Source organism: Streptomyces sp. MS19, from assembly GCF_047200595.1.
In the GTDB taxonomy this organism is placed as follows: Bacteria; Actinomycetota; Actinomycetes; order Streptomycetales; family Streptomycetaceae; genus Streptomyces.
In genome coordinates this window covers 1-21,884 of the sequence record NZ_JBJZOH010000035.1, presented here as the reverse complement: position 1 = coordinate 21,884, position 21,884 = coordinate 1, and the positions used below count along the sequence as shown (strand labels likewise).

The window sequence follows — 21,884 nt, the reverse complement described above, 5'->3', positions numbered from 1 at the left end:
CGGGCGGCATACTGCTCGCCGTGGCCCCGTGCCGGACTTCGTGAGGGGGAGGGCCCGCACTGTGACTCACCCGTCCACCGCGCCCCCGGCGTCACCGCCGGGCACGGCGGCGACGGCCGCTCCCGTGCCGCCGTCGGCGCCGCCACCACCACCCGCGTCGCCACCGCCGCGCACGGCGCCGGACGCGCCCCGGCAGGCCGTGCCGCCCCGGCGCGGCGTCTGGGCGGAGTGGGTGGGACGGACGCGCCGCGCGGCCGGGACGGAACCCGGCAGGCTGCGGATCATCGGCGCGCTGCTCGCCGGACTGCTGCTGCTCTTCGGCACGGTGACGGCGTATCAGGTGCACGCCAGGGCGGCCGCCGCCGAGTCCGTGCGGGACAACGGCCAGCCGATGAGCGCCATCGCGGCCGACCTGTACCGCTCCCTCGCCGACGCGAACACGACGGCGGCCACCGGCTTCCTGGCGGGCGCGGCCGAGGACCCGGCGGTCAGGCAGCGGTACGAGACGGACATCGCCAACGCCGGTGCCCAGCTCGCGCGCGCCGCCGCCGACACGGACGGCACGCCGGAGACGCGCCGGTACCTGGAGTTCCTCAGCCGTGAACTGCCGGTCTACACCGGCCTGGTGGAGACCGCGCGCGCCAACAACCGGCAGGGCTTCCCGCTCGGCGGCGCCTACCTGCGCTACGCCGACGAGCAGATGCAGCGCGACGACGGCCTGCTGGACGCGGCCGAGGCGCTGTACCGGCTGGAGACCGAGCGGTTCCGCGACGACATGGCGGACGCGGCGAGCAGGCCGTGGGCCGCCCTGGTGCTCGGCGTCCTGGTGCTGGCCGCCCTCGCGTGGGTGCAGCGGCGGCACTTCCTGCGCACCAACCGCGTGCTGAACCCCGGGCTGCTCGCCGCGAGCGCCGCGTCGCTCGTCCTGCTGCTGTGGCTGGGCGGGGCGCACGCGATGTCGCGGACGGCGCACGACGGCGCCGACGACGGCGCGCGGTCCCTGTCCGCGCTGAACAGCGCGTGGATCGAGACGCTGAAGGCCCATGGCAGCGAGAGCCTGACGCTGGTGGCCAGGGGCGGGAGCAGCGAGTTCGAGGACAGCTACCAGCAGAGCATGACGGCGCTGCGCGGCGACGGCGACAGCGACGGCGGCGACGAGGGGCGGCCCGGCCTGCTGGCCGAGGCGGCCGGGCTCGCCGGTGACGGCGCGGTCGCCGCGATCGTCGCCGAGGCGGCCGAGGCCACCGACGAGTGGCACACCCGGCACGGCGAGGCGCGCGAGGCGGAGCTGCTCGGCCGTTACGACGACGCCGTCCGGCAGGTCATCGGCGCCAGCGACTCGACGGGCGAGACGTTCGACAGGGTGGACGACGCGCTGCGGCGCGCGGTGGCGCACGAGCAGGAACGGTTCGACTCGGCGGCCGGGCGCGCGCACGGCACGCTGAAGGGGCTGACGCCCGGGGCCGGGGTGCTCGCGCTGCTGGGCACGGCGGCGGCCGGGATCGGCATCGGCCGCAGGCTGTCGGAGTACCGGTGAGGAGGCGCGCTGCGATGAACAGCACGGAGGACACCGCGAAGGACACCGCGAGGACCGGAGGACGCGACGGGGGGCGCGCCCGGCTCACGCTGCGCGGCACGCTGTCCCTCGCCCTGTCCGCCGGGCTCATCCTCGCCATGGCCGTCACCGCCAGCCCGGCGCCCCCGCCCGACGACGACCACGGCGACGGGACGGGCGACCAGGACCCGACGACCCTGACCGCCCCCCAGGCCGCCGAGGGCCCCTGCGACGACGGCTACCGGCCCGAGCAGAGCCGCCCCGCCGCGCGCGTGCCGGGCCGGGCGGTGCAGGAGATCCGCGAGCGCGGCTCCCTCACCGTCGGCGTCGACCAGAACAGCTACCTGTGGGGCTACCGCGAGCCGGGCACGGGCGACATCGTCGGCTTCGACATCGACCTGGTCGAGGCGATCGCGCGGGACGTCCTGGACGACCCGGCGCCCGACATCATCTACCGCGCCATCCCCACCGACCAGCGCGAGGAGGCTGTGCTGAGCGGCCGGGTGGACATGGTGGTCCGCACGATGTCCATCACGTGCAGACGGCTGGAGAACGTGGCCTTCTCCACCGCGTACTTCGAGACGGGCCAGCAGCTCCTCGTGCCGCAGGGCTCGGAGATCACCGGCTTCGACGACTCCCTCGCGGGCGAACGCGTGTGCAGCGCCGCCGGGTCGACCGCCGAGGCGCTGCTGCGGGACGAGCCGCACGGCGCGCACCTGGAGACGGAGGCGAACCATCTCGACTGCCTGGTGCTCGTCCAGCTCGGCCTGGCCGACGCGCTGGTGACGGACGCCGCGCTCGCCGCCGGGCACATCGCGCAGGACCCGTCGATGCGGCTCGTCGGCGAGCCGCTGCGCGGCGAGTTCTACGGTGTCGCGATGAGCCAGGAGAGCCCCGACCTGGTCTCCTGGGTCAACGCGGTGCTGGAGGACTTCCGCGCGGACGGCTCCTGGCAGGCGGCCTACCGGCAGTGGCTCGCCGACTACCTGGGCGACGCGTCCCCCGCCCCGCCCGAGCCGCGTTACCGCGACTGAGCGATCCGTGGAGCGGACCGGCGGTGAACGGGGAAGGGATGCGGCACGACCGACAGCGAGACGACCAATCGAGGGGAGAGCGATGGCCCCGGACGCCGGCGGCAGGACGCTCAGCCGTGAAGAGGTGGACCGCGCGCTGGCGCGGCTCGGCGCCGAGCACGAGGCGATCGAGTCGTCTCTGCTCGCCCTCCAGGACCACGCGGGCCGCAGACTGCTCGACGGCGCCGAGCTGACGGGCACGACCCGCGAGCGCTGGTCGCACGCCGAGGAGACCGTCACCGCCCTGTGGAGCTGGTTCGACACGGCGACGGCCGCGCTGGCGGACGCCCGCAGACTGCGCGCGCGCCGCCGCCACCCGTCGGCCGACGAGCTGGCGGAGCTGACGTCGGTGCTGACCGGCGACGGCATCGTCCTGGCGGGCAGCGGCGGGCGGTTGGTCGAACGGGTCGGCTGGGCCGAGCTGGTGGAGCGGATGAACGCGGGGTACGCGCGCGTCCTCGACATGGTGATCGCCGCCGACGCCGTCTGGTCGGCGCTGCCCGCCCGCATAGACTTCCTGGCCGCCGAGCAGCACCGGCTGCGCGACCTGGCGCACTCGGCGGGCGTCCGCCCCGGCACGCACCCGGCGGGCGACGAACTGGCCCGCGTCACCGAGGAGTTGACAGCTCTGCGCGCCGAGGTGATCGCGGACCCGCTGGCGTTCTGGCTCCCGGCGGGCGGCAGCAGCGCGCCGGGCGGCGGCCGCCCCGACACGGCGCGCTACGACCGGGCGGCGCGGGCGCTGGACGACATCAGGCGCGAGGTGGAGGCCGTCATCGACGTGCGCAAGGACGCCGAGGCGCGGCTGATGCGGCTGCGGGACGTCCTCTCGCGCGCGGACCGCACGCTCGCCGAGGCGCGGACGGCGCGCGGCGAGGTGCTGGCGAAGATCGCCGCGTCCGAGGTCCCGGCCGTCTCCGGGCCGTCCACCGTGCTGCACGAACGGCTCGCGCAGGCCGCCGACTTCAGGCGCCGCGCGCTGTGGCACCGCCTGTCGCCGCTCCTGGAGGACCTGGAGGTGCGGGCCGAGGAGGAGCTGCAACGGGCCCGCGCGTCCCTCTCGGCCGTGACGGCGCCGCTCGCGGTGCGGGCGGAACTGCGCGGCAGGCTGGACGCGTACAAGGCGAAGGCCGCGCGGTTCGGCAAGGCGGGAGAGCCGATCCTCGTGGAACGCTACGACGTGGCGCGGCGGATGCTGTGGTCGGCGCCCTGTGACCTGCGAGCGGCGGAGGACGCCGTGCTGCGCTATCAGCGGGCGACGGCCGAGGCGCTGGTGTCGGGGCCCGTCGGGTCCGGCGAGGTGAGAGGTGGTGACGCGTCATGAGCGGTGAGCGCCCGGCGGGGTGCCAGCGGCCGGGCTGCCCGGGGCGGTACGAGGACGTGGGCGGCGGCGCGCTGTACTGCGACGTGTGCGGTCTCGCGCCCGTGGTGTCGGCCGAGGGGATGATCGGGCCGACCTCCACCACCACGACGGGCCGGCAGGCGTCCGGCCGGTCGGTGCCGTCCCAGCGGTCCCAGGAATCACAGGGTTCACAGGAGACACAGGGTTCGCAGGAGTCACAGCCCTCCGGCTGGTCCCTGCGGTCAGGCGGGTCAGGATCCGCGCGCTCGCAGTACTCGCGGCGCTCGGTCTCCGGGCGGCTCGCGCGGGCCAAGTCGGGCGGCCAGCCCAGCCGTTCGGTCTCCGTGCGCAGCTCACGCTCGTCGGCCGGCGCGTCGGGCCGCACCCGCCTGGGCGCCGGGCTGGTCGCCATGCCGCCCGAGCCACGCCCCGAGCCGCTGACCGCCGTGCTGGAGAACCCGGAGGTCCCCGAGCGCAAGCGGTTCTGCGGGAACGCCGAGTGCGGCGCGCCGGTGGGCCGTTCGCGCGGCGGCAGGCCCGGCCGTACGGAGGGCTTCTGCACCAGGTGCGGCCACCCGTACTCGTTCCTCCCGAAGCTCCAGCCGGGCGACGTGGTGAAGGGGCAGTACGAGATCGCGGGCTGCCTCGCGCACGGCGGCCTCGGCTGGATCTACCTGGCCATCGACCTGGCCGTCTCGCGCCGCTGGGTGGTCCTCAAAGGCCTGCTGGACGCGGGCGACGAGGACGCGCGGCAGGTCGCCATCTCGGAGCGCCGCTTCCTGGCCGAGATCGAGCACTCCAGCATCGTCCGCATCTACAACTTCGTGGAGCACCTCGACCAGCGCACCGGCAGCGTGGACGGCTACATCGTCATGGAGTACGTCGGCGGCAGGTCGCTCAAGGAGATCGCCAACGACCGGCGGACCCGCGACGGCCGCCGCGACCCCATGCCGGTCGAACAGGCCTGCGCCTACGGCATCGAGGCGCTGGACGCGCTCGCCTACCTGCACAGCCGCAACCTGATCTACTGCGACTTCAAGGTCGACAACGCCATCCAGCAGGGCGACCAGCTGAAGCTGATAGACATGGGCGCCGTGCGCCGGATGGACGACGAGGTCAGCAACATCTACGGCACGCCGGGGTTCCAGGCGCCCGAGGTGGAGGACCTCGGCCCGTCCGTGGCGTCCGACCTGTACACGGTGGCGCGGACGCTGGCCGTCCTCACCTTCGACTTCCAGGGCTACACGACGATCTACCGGGACAGCCTGCCCGACCCGGAGTACATCGACGTCTTCCGGGAGTACGAGTCGTTCTACCGGCTGCTGGTGCGCGCGACGGACCCCGATCCGCACCGGCGTTTCGCGTCGGCGCAGGAGATGGCCGAGCAGCTCACCGGCGTGCTGCGGGAGATCGTCGCGACGCGGACGGCGCAGCCGCAGCCCGCGGTCTCGGCGCTCTTCGGCCCCGAACCGCGCGTGGTGGACCACGAGTTGGTGCCGCGCGCCGAGGGGCCCGTCTCGCGGCTCGGGTGGCGGGCGGCGCACCGTCGGCGCCGCGCCGCCGCCCCGCCGCCGCTCCCCGCGCCGCCGCCGGGACCGGCGCCGATGCCGGGCGCGCCCAGGACCGTGGCGCTCGGGCTGCGGGAGACCGTGCTGGCCCTGCCCGCGCCGAAGGTGGACCCGGACGACCCGAACGCGGGCTTCCTCGCCGGCCTGGCGACCAGCGGCCCGGCGGACACGCTGGCCGCGCTCGCCGGGGCGCCGGGCGAGTCCGTCGAGCTGCGGCTGCGCGAGCTGCGCGCCCAGCTGGAGACGCCGGGCGACGAGGCGCTCGCGGCGGCGCGGGCGCGGCTCGACGCGCTGGCGAAGCGGCACGGCTCGGACTGGCGCGTGGTCTGGTACCGGGGCCTGGTGGCGCTGGCCGCCGAGGACTGGGAGACGGCCGCGCTGTCGTTCGACGCGGTGTACGACGCGTTCCCCGGCGAGATCGCGCCGAAGCTGGCGCTCGCCGTGTGCGCGGAGGTGCTCGGGCAGCTGGACAACGCGGCGGACTACTACGCCGTCGTGTGGGCGACCGACCCGAGCCATGTGAGCGCGGGCTTCGGCCTGGCCCGGGTGCGGCTCGCCACGGGCAACAGGCACGGGGCCGTACGGGCGCTGGAGTCGGTGCCCGAGACCTCGGCGCACTGGACGGCGGCGCGGGTCGCGACCGTACGGGCGCGGCTGCGCGAGCGCGACCCGGCGGAGGACCTGCTGCCGGACCTGCTGGCGGCCGGTGCACAGGTCGAGCGGCTGCGTGCCGCCGGTCTGGAACCATGGCTGGGCGAACAGCTGTCCTGTGAGGTGCTGGGGTCCGCGCTCGACTGGGTACTCACCACCGCCGGGGAGCCGTCCCGGCCGGGGACTGATCCTTCCGGGCGGCTGCTCGGCGGACCGCTGGACGAGACCGGGGTCAGGCTGGGCCTGGAACGGTCCTACCGGCGGCTCGCCCGGCTGGCGCCGACCAGCAGTGAACGGACCGAACTGGTGGAGGCGGCCAACCGCTTCCGCCCGAAAACATGGGTGTGACGATGCCGCAGCTCGACCAACTCTCCGCCTGCCCCGGCTGTGGGGAGCCGCTGGAGGACGACGACCGCTTCTGCGGGGTCTGCGGCACGGACGTGCAGACCGTCGCGCGCGGCACGCGTCCGCCGGGCGCCGGCGGCACCGAGCCGGACTTCCGGCTGCCGCCGCCGCAGGACACGGTGGCGTCGCGGATCGAGGCCCAGATCGAACCGGACCCGGCGCCCCAGGGCCAGGCGCCCGACCCGCGCCAGGCGCCCGACCCGCGCGCGGCCGCGCGGCCCGCGGACCCGCGTTCCCCGGCACCGCCCGCGCCGCCCGCGCCGCCCGCACCGCCCGCGGCCCCGGCTGCCGCACCCGCCGCGCAGACCAGCGGCGCGCAGGGCACCTCCGCCTACGCGGCCCCGCCCTCCCCGCCCGCCCCGCAGCCGCCCGCCGACCCCCGGCGCGCGCACCAGGCCGCCGCGCCCCCGCGCGAGGCCCCCCGCCGCGTCTGCGCCGTCTGCGGCAACGGGCACGTGGACCAGGACGGCTTCTGCACCGAGTGCGGCCGGTCCCAGCCGGGCGACCGCGACCACGTGGAGCGCGCCCTCGGCGGCGTCGCCGCCGTCAGCGACCTCGGGCACCGGCACCACCGCAACGAGGACGCGTTCACCGTCTCCACCACCGCGCTGCCCGACGGCTCCCCCGCCGTGCTCGCCGTGGTCTGCGACGGCGTCTCGTCGTCCACCCGCCCCGACGACGCCTCCGCGACCGCCGCGCGCGCCGCGCTCGACGCGCTGCTGACCCTGCTGCCGCAGGGCGTCCCGGGACCGCGCGCGATGAACGACGCGCTGGTGTCGGCGGCGCACGCCGTGACCGCGCTGGCCGAGACGACCGCGCCCGAGCCGGGCCGCAACTCCCCGGCGTGCACGATCGTCGGCGCCGTCGCCTCGGGCCGTCTGCTGACGGTCGGCTGGATCGGCGACAGCCGCGCGTACTGGGTGCCCGAGGACCGCTCGGCGCCGTCGGCGCGGCTGACGGAGGACGACTCGTGGGCCGCGCAGATGGTCGCGGCCGGGCTGCTCAGCGAGGCCGAGGCGATGACGGACCACCGGGCGCACGCGATCACCGCCTGGCTCGGCGCCGACGCGGTCGAGATCGAGCCGCACACCGCCTCGTTCGAGCCCGACAGGCCGGGCGTCGTCATCGTCTGCACGGACGGTCTGTGGAACTACGCGGACGGCGCCGAGCAGATGGCGGCCGTCGTCCCCGCCGACGCCGCCGCCGAGCCGCTGGCCGGGGCGCGCCACCTCGTACGCCACGCCCTCGACTCGGGCGGCCACGACAACGTGACGGTCGCCGTCATCCCGTTCCCGGCCCCCACCGCCTGACGGCCCGTCCGGCGCTCCCCCACCGCAGCACCGCAGCACCGCACCGCACAGCCGCAGCGCAGCACGGGCAGTCCCCCACTCCGTCGCCGTCCACGACACCCGAAGGAGGGACCGCGCGTGATGGACAGACCGGGACGTTTCGCCGTCGAGGTGTTCCAGAACGAACACCTCCCCGCCGCGGGCCGCGAGGTGAACGCCGTGGTGACCGTCACGGCGGCCGCCGGCCCCGCGCCACCGCCCGCCGCCGTCGTGCTGCTGCTCGACACGTCGGGCTCCATGCAGTACCCGCCCGGGAAGCTGTGGCAGGCGGCGCGGGCGGCGGCCGCGGCGATCGACACGCTGCGCGACGGCGTGGAGTTCGCCGTCGTGACCGGCACGCACGAGGCCGCCGAGCTGTTCCCGGGCGGCGGGCGGCTCGCCGTCGCGGACCCGGCGGCCAGGGCGGCGGCCAAGGAGGCGCTGCGCCGGCTGCACGCGTCGGGCGGCACGGCCATCGGTACCTGGCTCACCCTGGCCGAGCGCCTTCTGCGCACCACCGCCGCAACCGTGCGGCACGCGGTCCTGCTGACGGACGGGCGCAACGAGCACGAGTCCCCCGAGGCGCTGCGCGCGGCCCTGGACGCCTGCGCGGGCCGCTTCACCTGCGACGCGCGGGGCGTCGGCACGGACTGGAAGGTCGCGGAACTGACCGGCATCGCCCACGCGCTGCTGGGGACCGCCGACATCGTGGCGGGACCCGAGGGCCTCACCGACGACTTCACGGCCCTCATGGGGACGGTCATGGGCAAGGGCGTGGGTGACGTGTGGCTGCGCGTGTGGACGCCGCGTGACGCGGTGGTGCGCTTCGTGAAGCAGGTCGCGCCGTCCGTCGTGGACCTGACCGAGCGGCGTGCCGAGGTGCCGCCGCGCGCGGGCGACTACCCGACCGGCGCGTGGGGCGACGAGAGCCGGGACTACCACCTGTGCGTGGAGGTGCCCGCGGCCGGGATCGGCGAGGAGATGCTCGCGGCGCGGGTGATGCTGGTCGTGCCCGACCCGGCGGCGCCGGACGGCCGGCCCGCGGTGACGCTGGGGCAGGGCCTCGTCCGCGCGGTGTGGACGGACGACGTGTCGGCCGTGACGGCGATCAGTCCGCAGGTGGCGCACTACACCGGGCAGGAGGAGCTGGCCGGGGCGATCGACGAGGGGCTGCGGCTGCGGAAGGCGGGTGACGGCGCGGGCGCGACGGCGCGGCTCGGCCACGCGGTGCGTCTCGCGCACGCCTCCGGCAATGTGGCGACCGCGAAACTGCTGGCGACGGTAGTGGACGTGCAGGACGCGGCGACGGGTACTGTTCGACTGAAGACTGCGGTCAGCCAAACCGATGAGATGACTTTGGCGACCCGGTCGACACGGACCGTCCGAGTGAAGCAGTCGCACGACGCGAGAGAAGAAGCCGAGCCGAGCAGCGAAGCCGAGTGACGACGTGAGGTAAGGGGAGGCAGTCACATGCCGACGTGCCCGAACGGCCACCAGTCGGTGGCCGAGGACTGGTGCGAGGTGTGCGGGCACCGTATACCGGCGCCCGCCGCCGGTATGCCCCCGCCCCCGCCGCCGCCCGGCGGCGGGTACGGCGGCGGTGCCACCGGCGGCCACGCGGCGCCGCCGCCGTGGCCCGGGTCCCCCGGCCACCAGCCGCCCCCGCAGCCCCCGTACCCGGGGCAGGGCGGGCACGGCGGGCACGGTGCGCACGGCGGCCCGCAGTACGGCGACGTGAACCAGGCGACGGCCGCGATGCCGCCCGTTCCCCCCGCGGGGCAGCAGGGCGGCGAGACGTGCCCCCAGTGCGGCACGCCGCGCGAGGGCCGGGCGCCGTTCTGCGAGGAGTGCCGCTTCAACTTCCTGACCAACTCGCCGACGGCCTACCTCCCGCCGGTCCCCGGCCAGCGGCAGCCCGACTTCGGGCAGCAGCAGGGCGGCGCCCCCGCGCAGCAGTTCCCGCCGCAGGCGCCGCAGCGCCCAGCGGACGACTGGACGCTGCCGCCGCCCTCGCACCAGCCCCCGGCCCACCAGCCGCCGCCGTACCCCGGCATGCCGGGCGCGGGCCCGCGCCCCGACGACAGATCCGGCTCCTGGCTGGTCGCCATCGGCGCCGACCCGCAGTACTTCACCGCGATGATGCGCCGCTCCGGCCCCGAGGCCGCCCAGCTCAGCCTGCCCGCGTACGCGCCGGACCAGCAGATGCCGCTGACCGGCCCGCAGGTGACGATCGGCCGCCGCCGCCAGTCCACCGGCGAGTCGCCCGACATCGACCTGTCGCGCCCCCCGGAGGACCCGGGCGTCTCGCACCAGCACGCCGTGCTCGTGCAGCAGGGCGACGGCGGCTGGGCCGTGATCGACCAGGACTCGACCAACGGCACGACGATCAACATGGCCGAGGACCCGATCCAGCCGTTCGTGCCGGTGCCCCTCAACGAGGGCGACCGCGTCCACATCGGCGCCTGGACGACGCTCACGCTCTACCGCAACCAGTCCTGACGGCGGCCGTGACCGGCTGTGACCCGTCACGGAAGGTCACGGCCCGTCCCGCCCTTCCGTTCCGACTGCAACGGACCCTTTACCCACCCGCCCGCCCCCGCCGCCTACCATCACTCGTGTGACTGGAGAAATACCCGCGATAGCGGTCGAGGGACTGCGCAAGCGGTACGGGGATGTACAGGCCGTGAACGGCGTGACGTTCGAGGTGGCGCGGGGCGAGTTCTTCGGCATCCTCGGCCCGAACGGGGCGGGCAAGACCACCACGCTGGAGATCGTCGAGGGCCTGCGCGAGCCCGACGAGGGCACCGCGCGGCTGCTGGGCGAGCCGTCCTGGCCGCGCGACCCGAAGCTCCTGCGCCGCATCGGTGTGCAGTTGCAGGCGTCCGCGTTCTTCGACAAGCTCACCGCCCGCGAGCAGATCCACACCTTCGCGGCCCTCTACGGCATCGCGCCCGAGCGCGCCGACGCCATGCTGGAGAGCGTCGGCCTGACGGAGAAGCGCGACGTCCGCGACGACAAGCTCTCCGGCGGCCAGGCCCAGCGCCTGTCGATAGCCTGCGCCCTCGTGCACGACCCGGAGCTGGTCTTCCTCGACGAGCCCACCACGGGCCTCGACCCGCAGGCCAGGCGCAACCTGTGGGACCTGCTGCGCGAGATCAACTCCTCGGGCCGCACCGTCGTCCTCACCACGCACTACCTGGACGAGGCAGAGGTCCTGTGCGACCGCGTCGCCATCATGGACAAGGGCCGCGTGCTCAAGGAGGGCACCCCCGCCGCGCTGATCGCCGAGGCCGGGGTCGCCACCCTGGAGGACGTCTTCCTCCAGCTGACCGGACGGGAGTACCGCGGATGAACCCCGGAGCGTTCCGGGCACTGTCCCGGGCCATGCTGAAGGGCCTGCTGCGCGACCGCACGGCGCTGTTCTTCACCGTCCTGTTCCCCCTGATGTTCCTCGCCCTGTTCGGCCTGCTGTTCCAGAAAGACGAGGGCGCGAGCGTCACGGTCGTCGAGGTCGGCGACGTGGCGGTGCTCGACGACATGCCGCAGGAGCAGCTGGCCGCCCTGTCGGACGCGCTGACGATCGAGCGCTCGGCCGACCGCGCGCAGGCGCTGGAGGACGTGCGCCAGGGCGACGTGGACGCCGCCGTCTGGGAGGAGGACGGGGAGATCCAGCTGCGCTACTCGGCGGCGGACGCCACGGCGGCCGGCACCGTGCAGGGCCTCATGCAGTCGATCGTGCAGTCGGCGAACGTCGCCGCGACCGGCCAGGAGCCCGCGCACACCCTGGCCACCGACCGGGTCGAGGACGAGTCGACCAAGCCCATCCAGTTCCTGACGCCCGGCCTGCTCGGCTGGGCGGTCGCGACGGGCGCCGCGTACTCGTCGGCGTTCACCCTGGTCACCTGGCGGAAGAAGCGCATCCTGCGGCGGCTGTGGCTTGCGCCGGTCAGCCCGGCGGCCGTGGTCGGGGCGCGCGTCGGCGTCAGCCTGGCCGTGGCCCTCGTGCAGGCGGCGATCTTCATCGGCGTCGCCTCGCTGCCCGCCTACGGCCTCCAGCTCAGCGGGAACTGGTGGCTGACGATCCCGCTGGTCGTGTGCGGCACGCTGGCGTTCATGTCGATCGGGCTGCTGATCGGCGCGCTGGTCGGCTCCGAGGAGGCGGCGAACGGCGCGCTCCAGGTCGTCGTGCTGCCGATGGCGTTCCTGGCCGGCTCGTTCTTCCCGACCGACATGATGCCCGGCTGGCTGCGCGCCGTCTCGAACGTGCTGCCGCTCAAGCACCTCAACGAGGCGGTGATGGACGTCCTCAGCCGCGACGGCGGGTGGGGCGAGGCGCTGCCGACGATGGGCGGGCTGCTGCTGTTCGCGGCCGTGCTGACGGCGGTCGCCGCCCGCTTCTTCCGCTGGGACAACGCGTGAGCGCCCGCGTCAGCCGGGCGTGTTGACCATGGACGCGGCGGCGTACACGAGGTAGTTCCACAACTGGGTCTCCTGCTCCGGCGGGAGGCCCAGTTCGTCGAGGGCGGCGCGCATGTGCCGCAGCCAGGCGTCGTGCGCCTCGCGGTTCACGGCGAACGGCGCGTGCCGCATGCGCAGCCGCGGGTGCCCGCGGTTGTCGCTGTAGGTGCGCGGTCCGCCCCAGTACTGCATGAGGAAGAGCGCGAACCGCTCCTCGGCAGGACCGAGGTCCTCCTCCGGGTACATCGGCCGCAGGACCGGGTCCCCGGCGACCCCCTCGTAGAACCGGTGGACGAGGCGGCGGAACGTCGGTTCGCCCCCGACCTGTTCGTAGAACGACTGCTGCTCGGTCACCGTTCCATCGTCGCAGACGCCCGCGCGGCCGGGGCGGCGGGAGTCCGGCGGGCACCGGCACCGGCTCGCCCCCTCGTCGCGGCCGGTGACACGGCGCCCTTCGGCGTCGGCGGCTCCCGGGACCCGCCCGGCGGCCGGTTCCGGGGCGCCACGGCGAGGTCACGCCTGTCTCCGCGGGGACGGCCGTGCTCCGGCGGGGCTCGACGCACGCCAGGTGACCATACGAGCAGGTATGTGCCGCCGCAAGCCCACCGCCCTGGCAGGTTCCCGCCGCTTTCCGGCGCCCCGCCGCGGCGTCTTCGGCACCCGGTGTCCAGGGTCTGTCCGGCGGATCTTGTCACGGCTCACGGCTCCCCCGGATGCGGTGCGTCGCAAGGCGCCGCATCGCAGCTCATACCCGGCCGTATTCGCGCGATGCGGCAACACAGCGAGGTTCCCCCAGGCCCGGAGGCCTGGGAGGTACCCCCATGCCGGCGTCGTGAGACAGGCAAAGTCCGCCGGACGCCCCCGTTGAAGACGGACCCTAGTGCGCCGGGGACGCCAGCGGCGTCACGCCGAGGCCTGGCAGGCCGCCCGCGCGGCGGACGGCGGTCGAGCCGAGGGCCGTGCGCAGCCGCAGCCACGGGCCGCTGGCCAGGACGGCGGACGGGCCGGGGGCGCGGAGGAAGCCGAGGGCGTGCGCGGCGTGGACGGCGCGCAGCGGCAGGGACGTGCCGGGCAGGTGCCGGGACCATATCTCCTCGGCCAGCGCGTCGAGCGCGGTCCGCGTACGGCCCTGGTCGGGCAGGGCCTCCGTGCGGCGGCGGAACTCGGCGATCACCGACGCGGCGGCGTCCCGCGCGGTGCCGTCGGGCAGGTCGGCCAGCGGGCGCCAGGCGCCGCGCGGCGGCAGCATTCCGGCCCACGACGGACCGGTCACGGCCGCGGGGACGGGGACGGCGCCCCGTTCGGTGTCGAGCGTCTCCAGCAGCTCACCGGCCGAGACGGTGGTGTCCAGCTCGGCCGGCGCGCGCAGCGCGACGACGCGGACGGCCAGCACGCCGAAGCGCGCGGGCCGGGTGAAGAGGGCGAGGGCGGGCCCGTCGGCGCGCAGCCGGGCGGCGGCCGTGCGGTCCCAGCGGAGCTGGCGGCCGAGGAAGGCGGCCAGGTCGGCGGCCTCCCCCGGCACGGCCAGCTCCAGCGGTTCCGGTGCGCTCATGCGGCGGGCGCACCGGCCGGGCCGGCGGTGTCGGCCGAGTCGTCCATGTACGCCTGGAGGAAGGAGCGTTCCTCCCCCGTCAGCCGCCGCGGCCTGGCCGCCTCCAGGTCGTACGGCACCACCACGGTGACGGCCCGCGCGTACACGGCGGTGTCGTCCTTGACCTCGTACGCCACCGTCGCGGACGCGCCGCCCAGCTTGGCCACCCACGTCTCGATCGTGACCGGCGTGTGCCGGTGCGTGAGCGGCTTCAGGTAGTCGATCTCGTGCCGCGCCACGACCGAGCCGCCGGTGAACGCGCCGGACGCGGCCTCCCGCGCCAGCCGGAACATGAAGTCGATCCTGGCCTCCTCCAGGTAGCGGAGGAAGACCACGTTGTTGATGTGCCCGAAGGCGTCCATGTCCGACCAGCGCAGGGGGCACTGGTAGATGTGCCGCACGCCGCTCAGCCCCGCGTCAGCTTCTTGTAGGTGGTGCGGTGCGGGCGGGTGGCCTCCGGGCCGAGGCGCTGGATCTTGTTCTTCTCGTAAGACTCGTAGTTGCCCTCGAACCAGAACCAGCGGGAGTCGCCCTCGTACGCCAGGATGTGCGTCGCGACGCGGTCCAGGAACCACCGGTCGTGGGAGACGACGACCGCGCAGCCGGGGAACTCCAGCAGCGCGTTCTCCAGCGAGGAGAGCGTCTCGACGTCCAGGTCGTTCGTCGGCTCGTCGAGGAGCAGCAGGTTGCCGCCCTGCTTGAGGGTGAGCGCGAGGTTGAGGCGGTTGCGCTCGCCGCCGGACAGGACACCGGCGAGCTTCTGCTGGTCCGGTCCCTTGAAGCCGAAGGCGCTGACGTACGCGCGCGACGGCATCTCGACCTGGCCGACGCTGATGTGGTCGAGACCGTCCGAGACGACCTCCCACAGCGACTTCTTCGGGTCGATGTTGCCGCGCGACTGGTCGACGTAGCTGATGTCCACCGTCTCGCCGACGCGGACCTCGCCGCTGTCCACGGACTCAAGGCCGAGGATCATCTTGAACAGCGTGGTCTTGCCCGCGCCGTTCGGGCCGATGACGCCGACGATGCCGTTGCGCGGCAGGGTGAACGACAGGCCGTCGACCAGCACCTTGTCGCCGAACGCCTTGTGCAGGTCGCTGACCTCCACCACGACGTTGCCCAGGCGCGGGCCCGGCGGGATCTGGATCTCCTCGAAGTCCAGCTTCCTGGTCTTCTCGGCCTCGGCGGCCATCTCCTCGTAACGGGCGAGGCGGGCGCGGGACTTGGCCTGGCGGCCCTTCGCGTTGGAGCGGACCCACTCCAGCTCGTCCTTCAGGCGCTTGGCGCGCTTGGCGTCCTTCTGGCCCTCGACCTTGAGGCGCGCCTCCTTGGTCTCCAGGTACTTGGAGTAGTTGCCCTCGTAGCCGTGCAGGCGGCCGCGATCGACCTCGCAGATCCACTCGGCGACGTTGTCGAGGAAGTAGCGGTCGTGGGTGATGGCGACGACGGTGCCGGGGTACTTCGCGAGGTGCTGCTCAAGCCACTGGACGGACTCGGCGTCGAGGTGGTTGGTGGGCTCGTCGAGCAGCAGCAGGTCGGGCTGCTCCAGCAGCAGCTTGCACAGCGCGACGCGGCGCTTCTCGCCGCCGGAGAGGGTGGTGACGGGCCAGTCGCCGGGCGGGCAGCCGAGGGCGTCCATGGCCTGTTCGAGCTGGGCGTCGAGGTCCCAGGCGTTCGCGTGGTCGAGCTGCTCCTGGAGGGTGCCCATCTCCTCCATCAGCTCGTCGCTGTAGTCGGTCGCCATGAGTTCGGCGATCTCGTTGAAACGGTCGAGCTTGCCCTTGATCTCGGCGACACCCTCCTGGACGTTCTCCAGGACGGTCTTCGTCTCGTCGAGCGGCGGCTCCTGGAGGAGGATGCCGACGCTGTAGCCGGGGGTGAGGAACGCGTCGCCGTTCGACGGCTGCTCGATGCCGGCCATGATCTTCAGCACCGTGGACTTGCCGGCGCCGTTGGGACCCACGACGCCGATCTTCGCCCCGGGCAGGAAGCTCTGCGTGACGTCATCGAGGATGACCTTGTCGCCGTGCGCCTTGCGCGCCTTGCGCATGGTGTAGATGTACTCAGCCAAGAGAAACCGTCCGGCAGATCAGTCAGTGGGTGTGTGGTCGTCGGCGCCCGGCAGCGGGGCTGCGGCTTCCATCCTGCCGCATGGCACCGGGGCGGCGGAAACCGGTGGCGCCGGAACGCCGGAGGGGCGGACCCGTACGGGCCCGCCCCTCGTGGGCGTCAGCGCGTGGCGGCCGGTCGTGCCGGACGGTCACGCGGCTGCCGCGGCTGCGTCAGTCGTCGCCCCGGGCGCCGCGGCGGCGGACCAGGAAGACGACGGCGCCGCCGACGACGAGCAGACCGACCGCGATGCCGCCGAACAGCGCCGGGTTGGTGCTGCTGCCGGTCGCGGCGAGGTCCTCGGAGTCGTCCTCGGTGCCACCCGCGGGCGCCGGGGTGTTGCCGGTCTCGTCGGCGGGCGGCGCGGCCGGGGTCTCGGTCTGCGCGGGCGCGCAGTCCACGGTCACGGTGTGCTCGCCCACGACGCCGCCCTCGGCGTCGGTGACCTGCACGGTCAGCTCGGTGTCCTCCTCGCCCTGCACGAAGACGGGCGCGGACGTCTCACCGGGCGCGACCTCGACGGTCTGGCCGCCGACGGTGTAGGTGCCGGGCGCGTCACCGCCGTTGGTGATCGTCACCTCGATGCCGCCGCCGCCCTCGGCGCACTTCTCCTCGAAGTGCGCGGCGGGCGCCGGGCTGCCGGGGGAGGTCCAGGTGACGCCGGCGCCGGCCTCGATCGAGGTGCTCTCGGTCCCGGCCAGGATCATCGTCTGGGTGACCTGCCCGATGCCGGTGAAGACGCGGCCGATGGAGACGGCCGACGACGCGGTGGCGGTCAGGGCGCCCGCGCCGTCCTCGGCGCCCTCGGGCACCGAGAAGAACAGCTGGTCGCCGTCGTGCAGGTTCTCCAGCTCGACGGGCGCGCCGCCCGCGTCCACCACGCTCAGGCCCGCGGCGGTGGCCGCCTCGTCGAGGACCGCGGTGACCGTGTCGGCGGTGGTGTCCACCGTGACGGGGCCCGCGAGGCCGCCGGGCTGGCCGGCGACGGTGGCGGGCGTCAGGGAGAGCGAGGCGCCCGGCTCCTCGGTGTCCGTCGCGTTCTCCAGCAGCCACTCGGTGACCTCGGCGGCGGCGGCGTCCTGCGGGACGGCGTCCACGCCGTCGGACAGCTCCCAGATGGCGGCCTGTGTGGCGGCGGCGGCCTGGGCGTCCTCAAGGGACTCGACCCCGGCCGCGCCGGCCAGCTCGTCGGCGCTCACGACGGGGAACGCGTGCTGGAGGACCCACTGGATCTTCCCCGCGTCCGCGTTGTCGTGCAGCTTGGAGGCGTCCCAGTCCACCTCCTGGTAGCGGGCCTCGGGCTTGGTCTTCGTGAACAGGTCGATGCAGTAGGTGAGGAACGTGCCGCCCGAGTCGGACGTCAGCTCGAACAGACCACCGTTGTAGTCGTCCGTCTCGCCGTTCTGCGTGGTGACGTCGATGGAGCCAAAGGTGACGAGGCCGCCCAGCGTGGCGGTGGCGCCCTGGGGCTGCTGGGGTGTCTCGTCGGCCGTGGCCGTCGTCGCGGTGACGAGCGCGCCGGCGCCCAGCAGACCGGCCGCGATGGCCGTTGCCGCAACGCGGGTGAGGCCCCGCTTGCGCACTAGGTTCATGGTGTGTGTGCCCCTCCGGATAACGCACGGGGCCAAGGGAGCGCGGACGCGAGGTCCGGCTGCCCCTTCGACATCTCCGGAGTCCCCGTGCGTACGGGCGATCGTAGAGAGGGCGTGCGGCGGTGCACCCGGCGGGGTGCCAACTGCCGTGCGGTGAGGTCGAATCGTTACGAACCGGGATCACCTGATGTCGGGCGTCGCCCGCCAACACCCCAGGGATCACCTGAAATCACCCCAAGTCGCTCTCAGTCCCCTGAGTCGCCCGAGTCCCGCCCCGTCGGCCCCGTGCGTGACGGCGCGGCGTCAGCGGATGGTACGGGACAGTTCGGCCTCACCGGTGGGGGACGCGGCGACGACGTACCGTTCCCGCACCTCGCGGTAGCGCAGGAGTTCGGCGGCGACGGGTTCGAGGACGTGCGTGTGGCCGCACTCGGCGGCGATCCGCCGCAGCCGCCACTCCTCCTGCGACCCCGACGCGCGGGCCGGGCCGCGCGCCGCCATCCGGCAGCCCCACGCCAGCAGCGGCGCGCCGCACGAGCCGCAGGCGAGCAGCAGCACCGGCAGCCAGCCCGCGACCACGGGCCGACCGGTCAGGGCGAGCACGAGCCAGCACAGGCCGAGGATCTGGGCGGCGAGCAGGAACGCCTGGCCCGCCCCGGCGGCGGACCACCAGCGGGGGCGCGGGAGCCGTTCGGTGGGCTGGCCGACGAGCGCGGCGGCGAGTGCGCCGGGGAGGGCGGCGGCGCCGCGGCGGGCGGCGTCGCGGACGGCCCTGGCCCACGGTTCGGGGAGGCCGTCGGCGGCGTCGTCGGCGAGGCGGCGGACGGCCTCCTCGACGGCGGGCGCGGCGACGGCGGGCGGCCCGGCCTGGGCGCGCTTGGCGGCGAGGGCGGCGGGCTCGCCGCGCCGTTCGGCCTGGCGGCCCGCGAGGTGGCGCAGGGCCTGGGCCCAGGGGGTGCCGCAGGCGCGGTCGGCGCGGCGCAGCCAGGCCCGTTCGGCGTTCTGCCCGGCGGCGGGCGCGCCGACGGCGGCGGCGAGGCGGTCCTCGAAGTCCTCGCGCGCCTGCGGGGTCAGGCCCGCGGGCGCCTCGGCGCCGTCGGCGATGTACAGCGGGCCGAGGCGGCGGGCGACGCCGTCCACGTCGGCGGCGAGGCGGCGGGCGGCGGCCGTGCGGGGGGCGACGAGTTCGCCGACCGCCTGGCGCAGTTCGGCGATGCCGTCGCCGGTGAGCGCGGAGACGGGCAGGACGCCCGCGCCGGGCTCGCCGTGCTCGCCGAGGGCCACGCCGTGGTCGTCCAGCAGGCGGCGCAGGTCGTCCAGGACGGCGTCCACGGCCTCGGCGGGCAGGCGGTCGGTCTGGTTGAGGACGATGATGCTGACGTCCGCGTGCCCGGCGAACGCGCGGAGGTACCGCTCGTGGAGCAGCGCGTCGGCGTACTTCTCCGGGTCCACGACCCAGATCACCGCGTCCACGAGCGTCAGCAGCCGGTCCACCTGCTCGCGGTGCGCGGGGTCCACGGAGTCGTGGTCGGGCAGGTCGAGGAGGATCAGGCCGCGCAGCCCGGGGTCGAGGACGTGGGCGCGGCGGCGGGCGCGGGCGGGGACGCCGAGGCGTTCGAGGAGCCCGTCGGCGGGGAGTTCGCGGCCCGCCTCCCAGGTGCAGGAGACGGCGGTGGCGGTGGTGGGGCGGCGCACGCCGGACTCGGACAGCTGGGCCCCGGCGAGCGCGTTGAAGAGCGTGGACTTGCCGCTGCCGGTGGCGCCCGCGATGGCGACGGCGGTGTACGCGGTGGGGAGCCGGTCGCGGGCCGCCGCCTCGTCGAGGACGCGGCCCGCCTCGGTGAGGACGGCGTCGTCGAGGCGGGTGCGGGAGAGGCCGACGAGTTCGCGCAGCGCGCCGAGCCGGACGCCGAGGGGGCCGTGGTGGATCGTGCTGGCGGTGGTGTCGGTCACCGGGTCCCTCCGGGGGCTGTCTGGGCGGTGGGGGCGGCTTCTGCGGGGGCGCGGGTGCGGCCGGTGTGCAGCGCGTGGACGGCGGAGAGCGCCGCGACGAGGGCCACCTGCGGCTCGGCCGTCACGGCGAGGTCCTGGAGGGGGGCGGCGCGGCGTTCGCGTTCGGCGCGCAGGGCGCGGTCCACGCAGCGGTTCAGCTCCTGGCGGCCCTGGTCGCGCAGCCGGGCGGCGGCGCGGGTGCCGAGGACGCCGGTGAGCGACTGGTGGGCGAGGGCGCCGCCGGTCCTGCCGCCGAGGAGCGCGGCGGCGAGCAGGGCGGCCGTCTCGCCGTCGTCGCCGCCCGCGCCGCCGCTCCTGCGGCGGCCGGTGGTGTCGCCGCGCAGCCCCGCCGAGATGCGGGCCTCGTCGGTCAGTTCCTCGACGCAGCGGCGCAGGCGGCGGACGAGGACGCCGACGCGTTCGCGTACGGCCTCGGGGGTGTCCACGCCGCCGGGCGGTGCGCCGCGTTCGTCGCGCCAGGCGGCGGCGACGCGTTCGTCCGCCGTGGCGACGGCTTCGGCGAGCAGGGCGGTGAGGGCGGTGGTGAGCGCGTCGAGCAGTTCCTCGGCGCTGGCGTCGTCGGGGAACGCGAGCCAGTGCGCGCGTGCCTCGCCGGCGAACAGCCCGCCGTCCGTCAGGCAGGCGCGTACGGTCTTCGCGGCCTCGGCGTACGCCTCCGTGACGCGCTGGCCGAGCCGGACGGCGGTGGCGTACTGGGCGGCGCTTTCCCCGGCCAGCGCCGCGACGCGCGGGCGCAGCGAGGCGACGGCGCCGCCCGCCGTACGGGTGACGGTGGCGGCGCGGGTCGCCGGGTCCTGCGCGCAGCGGGCGAGCCACTGCCGCAGGGCGGCCACGGCGGTGCCGGGCAGGAGCCCCGAGCCGCCCCCGGCGGACTCGGGCAGTTCCGGCACGGTGAAGCGGGGGACGCCGCCGAGCCCGGCGCGTTCGAGCAGCGCGGCGTAGTGGCGTGACACCTCGCCGGCGATCTGGTGCGGCACGCGGTCGAGGACGGTGGCGAGGGTGACGTCGTACTCCTGCGCGCTGCGCAGCAGGTGCCAGGGGAGCGCGTCGGCGTAGCGGGACGCGGTGGTGACGAGGACCCAGATGTCGGCGGCGCAGAGGAGATCGGCGGCGAGGTCGCGGTTGGCGGCGACGAGGGAGTCGATGTCGGGGGCGTCCAGGAGGGCGAGTCCCGGGGGCAGGGACCTGACGGTCTGTACGGCCAGCGCGGGCGGTGCGTCGCGGGGCGGCGGCGGTGGCTGCTCGGCGTCCTGCCGGGGCATCCGAACGCGGCCGAGCTGCGGGATGACGTGGCCGCCGGCGAACCAGTCGCGGTCGTCGGGGTGGCAGACGAGGACGGGCATGCGGGTCGTGGGGCGCAGGACCCCGGCCTCGGTGACGCGGCGGCCGACGAGGGAGTTGACCAGCGTGGACTTGCCCGCGCCGGTGGAGCCGCCGATGACGGCGAGGAGGGGCGCGGTGGGTTCGCGCAGGCGTGGCAGCAGGTAGCCGTCGAGCTGCGCGAGCAGTTCGGCGCGTGACCGCCGGGCCCGTTCGGCACCGGGCAGGTCCAGCGGGAAGCGCGCGGCAGCGAGGCGCTCCCGCAGTACGGTCAGCGCGTCCAGCAGTTCGGGCCGTGCGTCCAAGATCGCCACATGCGCAGAATGCCCAATTTGAAGCCGTTTCCCAAGCATATTCGCCCGTCTCCACGGCATAACGAGTGCGCAACACCCCTCGCGGGAGCCTGCAAAATCGCTGCGCTCCTCGCACTCGCCTGCGATTATCGGGGCTGCTTCACCGAACCTCCACACGGCGGCGCTGCCGTGAAGCAACCGGGACGAACCCCTCGAAGCCCTATCCTGTGCGCTGGCGAGGTCACCGAGGGGGCACCGTCCCACGCCATGACCACCACCCAGCCCCCGTAGCTCAGCGGATAGAGCAGGTGCCTTCTAAGCACTTGGCCGCAGGTTCGAGTCCTGCCGGGGGCACCACCGCCGCGGCGCTGGCGTTTGAGCAGGTCAAGCGGGGCGGCAATGACTACCGAGGCGAAGTGGACTCCCCCCTTCCACTGGGTGGCGAGTCCGGCTGACACCGGCTTGAACCGGAGCTCCACGGGCGCTCGTCCCATATTCGTCCCAGGGAACCGGGTGTCGGCCACAGGTCTTCGGCCCACAGCGAAACGGCCCCGGGGGGGGGGGGGGGGGGGGGCCAGGGGAAGGG

The 21,884-nt window shown here is 74.9% G+C and carries 16 protein-coding genes and 1 tRNA gene; 10 read left to right on the top strand and 7 right to left on the bottom strand.

The genetic code is table 11. The features are described 5' to 3' along the window. Positions 1 to 61 precede the first annotated feature (61 nt). The 9 genes from ACL02R_RS24465 (at position 62) to ACL02R_RS24425 (ending at position 12,341) form a co-directional block, all read left to right on the top strand. Entirely contained in the window at positions 62 to 1,537 is a 1,476-nt protein-coding gene (locus tag ACL02R_RS24465; protein WP_412799128.1) for a hypothetical protein, read from the top strand. Between the two features lie 14 nt (positions 1,538 to 1,551). Further along, positions 1,552 to 2,589 carry a glutamate ABC transporter substrate-binding protein gene (locus ACL02R_RS24460; protein ID WP_412799127.1) on the top strand — a complete coding sequence of 346 codons (1,038 nt, stop codon included), beginning with the start codon at positions 1,552 to 1,554 and terminating at the stop codon, positions 2,587 to 2,589. A gap of 82 nt (positions 2,590 to 2,671) precedes the next feature. Then, complete coding sequence (locus ACL02R_RS24455; protein ID WP_412799126.1) at positions 2,672 to 3,952, top strand: hypothetical protein; 1,281 nt, start codon at positions 2,672 to 2,674, stop codon at positions 3,950 to 3,952. Continuing rightward, positions 3,949 to 6,537, top strand: a complete 2,589-nt coding sequence (locus ACL02R_RS24450; protein ID WP_412799125.1) for a tetratricopeptide repeat protein — start codon at positions 3,949 to 3,951, stop codon at positions 6,535 to 6,537. The genes ACL02R_RS24455 and ACL02R_RS24450 overlap by 4 nt, the downstream gene beginning before the upstream one ends. Positions 6,538 to 6,539: 2 nt before the next feature. Further along, positions 6,540 to 7,904: a protein phosphatase 2C domain-containing protein gene (locus ACL02R_RS24445; RefSeq protein ID WP_412799151.1), complete on the top strand. Its 1,365-nt coding sequence runs from the start codon at positions 6,540 to 6,542 to the stop codon at positions 7,902 to 7,904. A gap of 120 nt (positions 7,905 to 8,024) precedes the next feature. After that, positions 8,025 to 9,365: a VWA domain-containing protein gene (locus tag ACL02R_RS24440; protein WP_412799124.1), complete on the top strand. Its 1,341-nt coding sequence runs from the start codon at positions 8,025 to 8,027 to the stop codon at positions 9,363 to 9,365. 27 nt (positions 9,366 to 9,392) lie between these two features. Beyond that, a complete protein-coding gene (locus ACL02R_RS24435; RefSeq protein ID WP_412799123.1) occupies positions 9,393 to 10,421 on the top strand; it encodes an FHA domain-containing protein in 1,029 nt (342 codons plus the stop codon). Between the two features lie 118 nt (positions 10,422 to 10,539). After that, positions 10,540 to 11,274, top strand: coding sequence for an ABC transporter ATP-binding protein (locus ACL02R_RS24430; protein ID WP_412799122.1), 735 nt, complete (start codon positions 10,540 to 10,542; stop codon positions 11,272 to 11,274). Continuing rightward, a complete protein-coding gene (locus tag ACL02R_RS24425) occupies positions 11,271 to 12,341 on the top strand; it encodes an ABC transporter permease (protein ID WP_412799121.1) in 1,071 nt (356 codons plus the stop codon). The genes ACL02R_RS24430 and ACL02R_RS24425 overlap by 4 nt, the downstream gene beginning before the upstream one ends. A 9-nt stretch (positions 12,342 to 12,350) precedes the next feature. Here the strand turns inward: ACL02R_RS24425 and ACL02R_RS24420 are convergent, their stop codons facing one another. From ACL02R_RS24420 to ACL02R_RS24390, 7 genes are all read right to left on the bottom strand, one after another. Further along, the gene (locus ACL02R_RS24420; protein WP_362955391.1) at positions 12,351 to 12,734 is read right to left on the bottom strand and encodes a globin; all 384 of its coding nucleotides are present in this window, start codon (positions 12,732 to 12,734) and stop codon (positions 12,351 to 12,353) included. A 523-nt stretch (positions 12,735 to 13,257) separates the two neighbouring features. Next, positions 13,258 to 13,932 (bottom strand): hypothetical protein, encoded by a 675-nt coding sequence (locus ACL02R_RS24415; protein ID WP_412799120.1) that lies wholly within the window; start codon positions 13,930 to 13,932, stop codon positions 13,258 to 13,260. Beyond that, positions 13,929 to 14,372 (bottom strand): acyl-CoA thioesterase, encoded by a 444-nt coding sequence (locus tag ACL02R_RS24410; RefSeq protein WP_412799119.1) that lies wholly within the window; start codon positions 14,370 to 14,372, stop codon positions 13,929 to 13,931. Before ACL02R_RS24410 ends, ACL02R_RS24415 begins: the two co-directional genes overlap by 4 nt. 5 nt (positions 14,373 to 14,377) lie before the next feature. Continuing rightward, entirely contained in the window at positions 14,378 to 16,042 is a 1,665-nt protein-coding gene (ettA, locus tag ACL02R_RS24405; protein WP_412799118.1) for an energy-dependent translational throttle protein EttA, read from the bottom strand. A 211-nt stretch (positions 16,043 to 16,253) separates the two neighbouring features. Next, entirely contained in the window at positions 16,254 to 17,672 is a 1,419-nt protein-coding gene (locus tag ACL02R_RS24400) for a Cys-Gln thioester bond-forming surface protein (protein ID WP_412799117.1), read from the bottom strand. A 303-nt stretch (positions 17,673 to 17,975) separates the two neighbouring features. Beyond that, positions 17,976 to 19,625 carry a GTPase gene (locus ACL02R_RS24395; RefSeq protein ID WP_412799116.1) on the bottom strand — a complete coding sequence of 550 codons (1,650 nt, stop codon included), beginning with the start codon at positions 19,623 to 19,625 and terminating at the stop codon, positions 17,976 to 17,978. Next, positions 19,622 to 21,310 carry a dynamin family protein gene (locus ACL02R_RS24390; protein ID WP_412799150.1) on the bottom strand — a complete coding sequence of 563 codons (1,689 nt, stop codon included), beginning with the start codon at positions 21,308 to 21,310 and terminating at the stop codon, positions 19,622 to 19,624. Before ACL02R_RS24390 ends, ACL02R_RS24395 begins: the two co-directional genes overlap by 4 nt. Positions 21,311 to 21,579: 269 nt before the next feature. Here ACL02R_RS24390 and ACL02R_RS24385 point away from each other — a divergent pair. After that, positions 21,580 to 21,655 (top strand) — tRNA-Arg (locus ACL02R_RS24385). Positions 21,656 to 21,884 lie beyond the last annotated feature (229 nt).

What these genes read in the sequence shown, in the direction of transcription:
- ACL02R_RS24460 (WP_412799127.1), top strand. Translation starts at nt 1,552, where the DNA reads ATGAACAGCACGGAGGACACCGCGAAGGACACCGCGAGGACCGGAGGA.
- ACL02R_RS24455 (WP_412799126.1), top strand. Translation starts at nt 2,672, where the DNA reads ATGGCCCCGGACGCCGGCGGCAGGACGCTCAGCCGTGAAGAGGTGGAC.
- ACL02R_RS24450 (WP_412799125.1), top strand. Translation starts at nt 3,949, where the DNA reads ATGAGCGGTGAGCGCCCGGCGGGGTGCCAGCGGCCGGGCTGCCCGGGG.
- ACL02R_RS24445 (WP_412799151.1), top strand. Translation starts at nt 6,540, where the DNA reads ATGCCGCAGCTCGACCAACTCTCCGCCTGCCCCGGCTGTGGGGAGCCG.
- ACL02R_RS24440 (WP_412799124.1), top strand. Translation starts at nt 8,025, where the DNA reads ATGGACAGACCGGGACGTTTCGCCGTCGAGGTGTTCCAGAACGAACAC.
- ACL02R_RS24435 (WP_412799123.1), top strand. Translation starts at nt 9,393, where the DNA reads ATGCCGACGTGCCCGAACGGCCACCAGTCGGTGGCCGAGGACTGGTGC.
- ACL02R_RS24425 (WP_412799121.1), top strand. Translation starts at nt 11,271, where the DNA reads ATGAACCCCGGAGCGTTCCGGGCACTGTCCCGGGCCATGCTGAAGGGC.
- ACL02R_RS24415 (WP_412799120.1), bottom strand. Translation starts at nt 13,932, where the DNA reads ATGAGCGCACCGGAACCGCTGGAGCTGGCCGTGCCGGGGGAGGCCGCC.
- ACL02R_RS24400 (WP_412799117.1), bottom strand. Translation starts at nt 17,672, where the DNA reads ATGAACCTAGTGCGCAAGCGGGGCCTCACCCGCGTTGCGGCAACGGCC.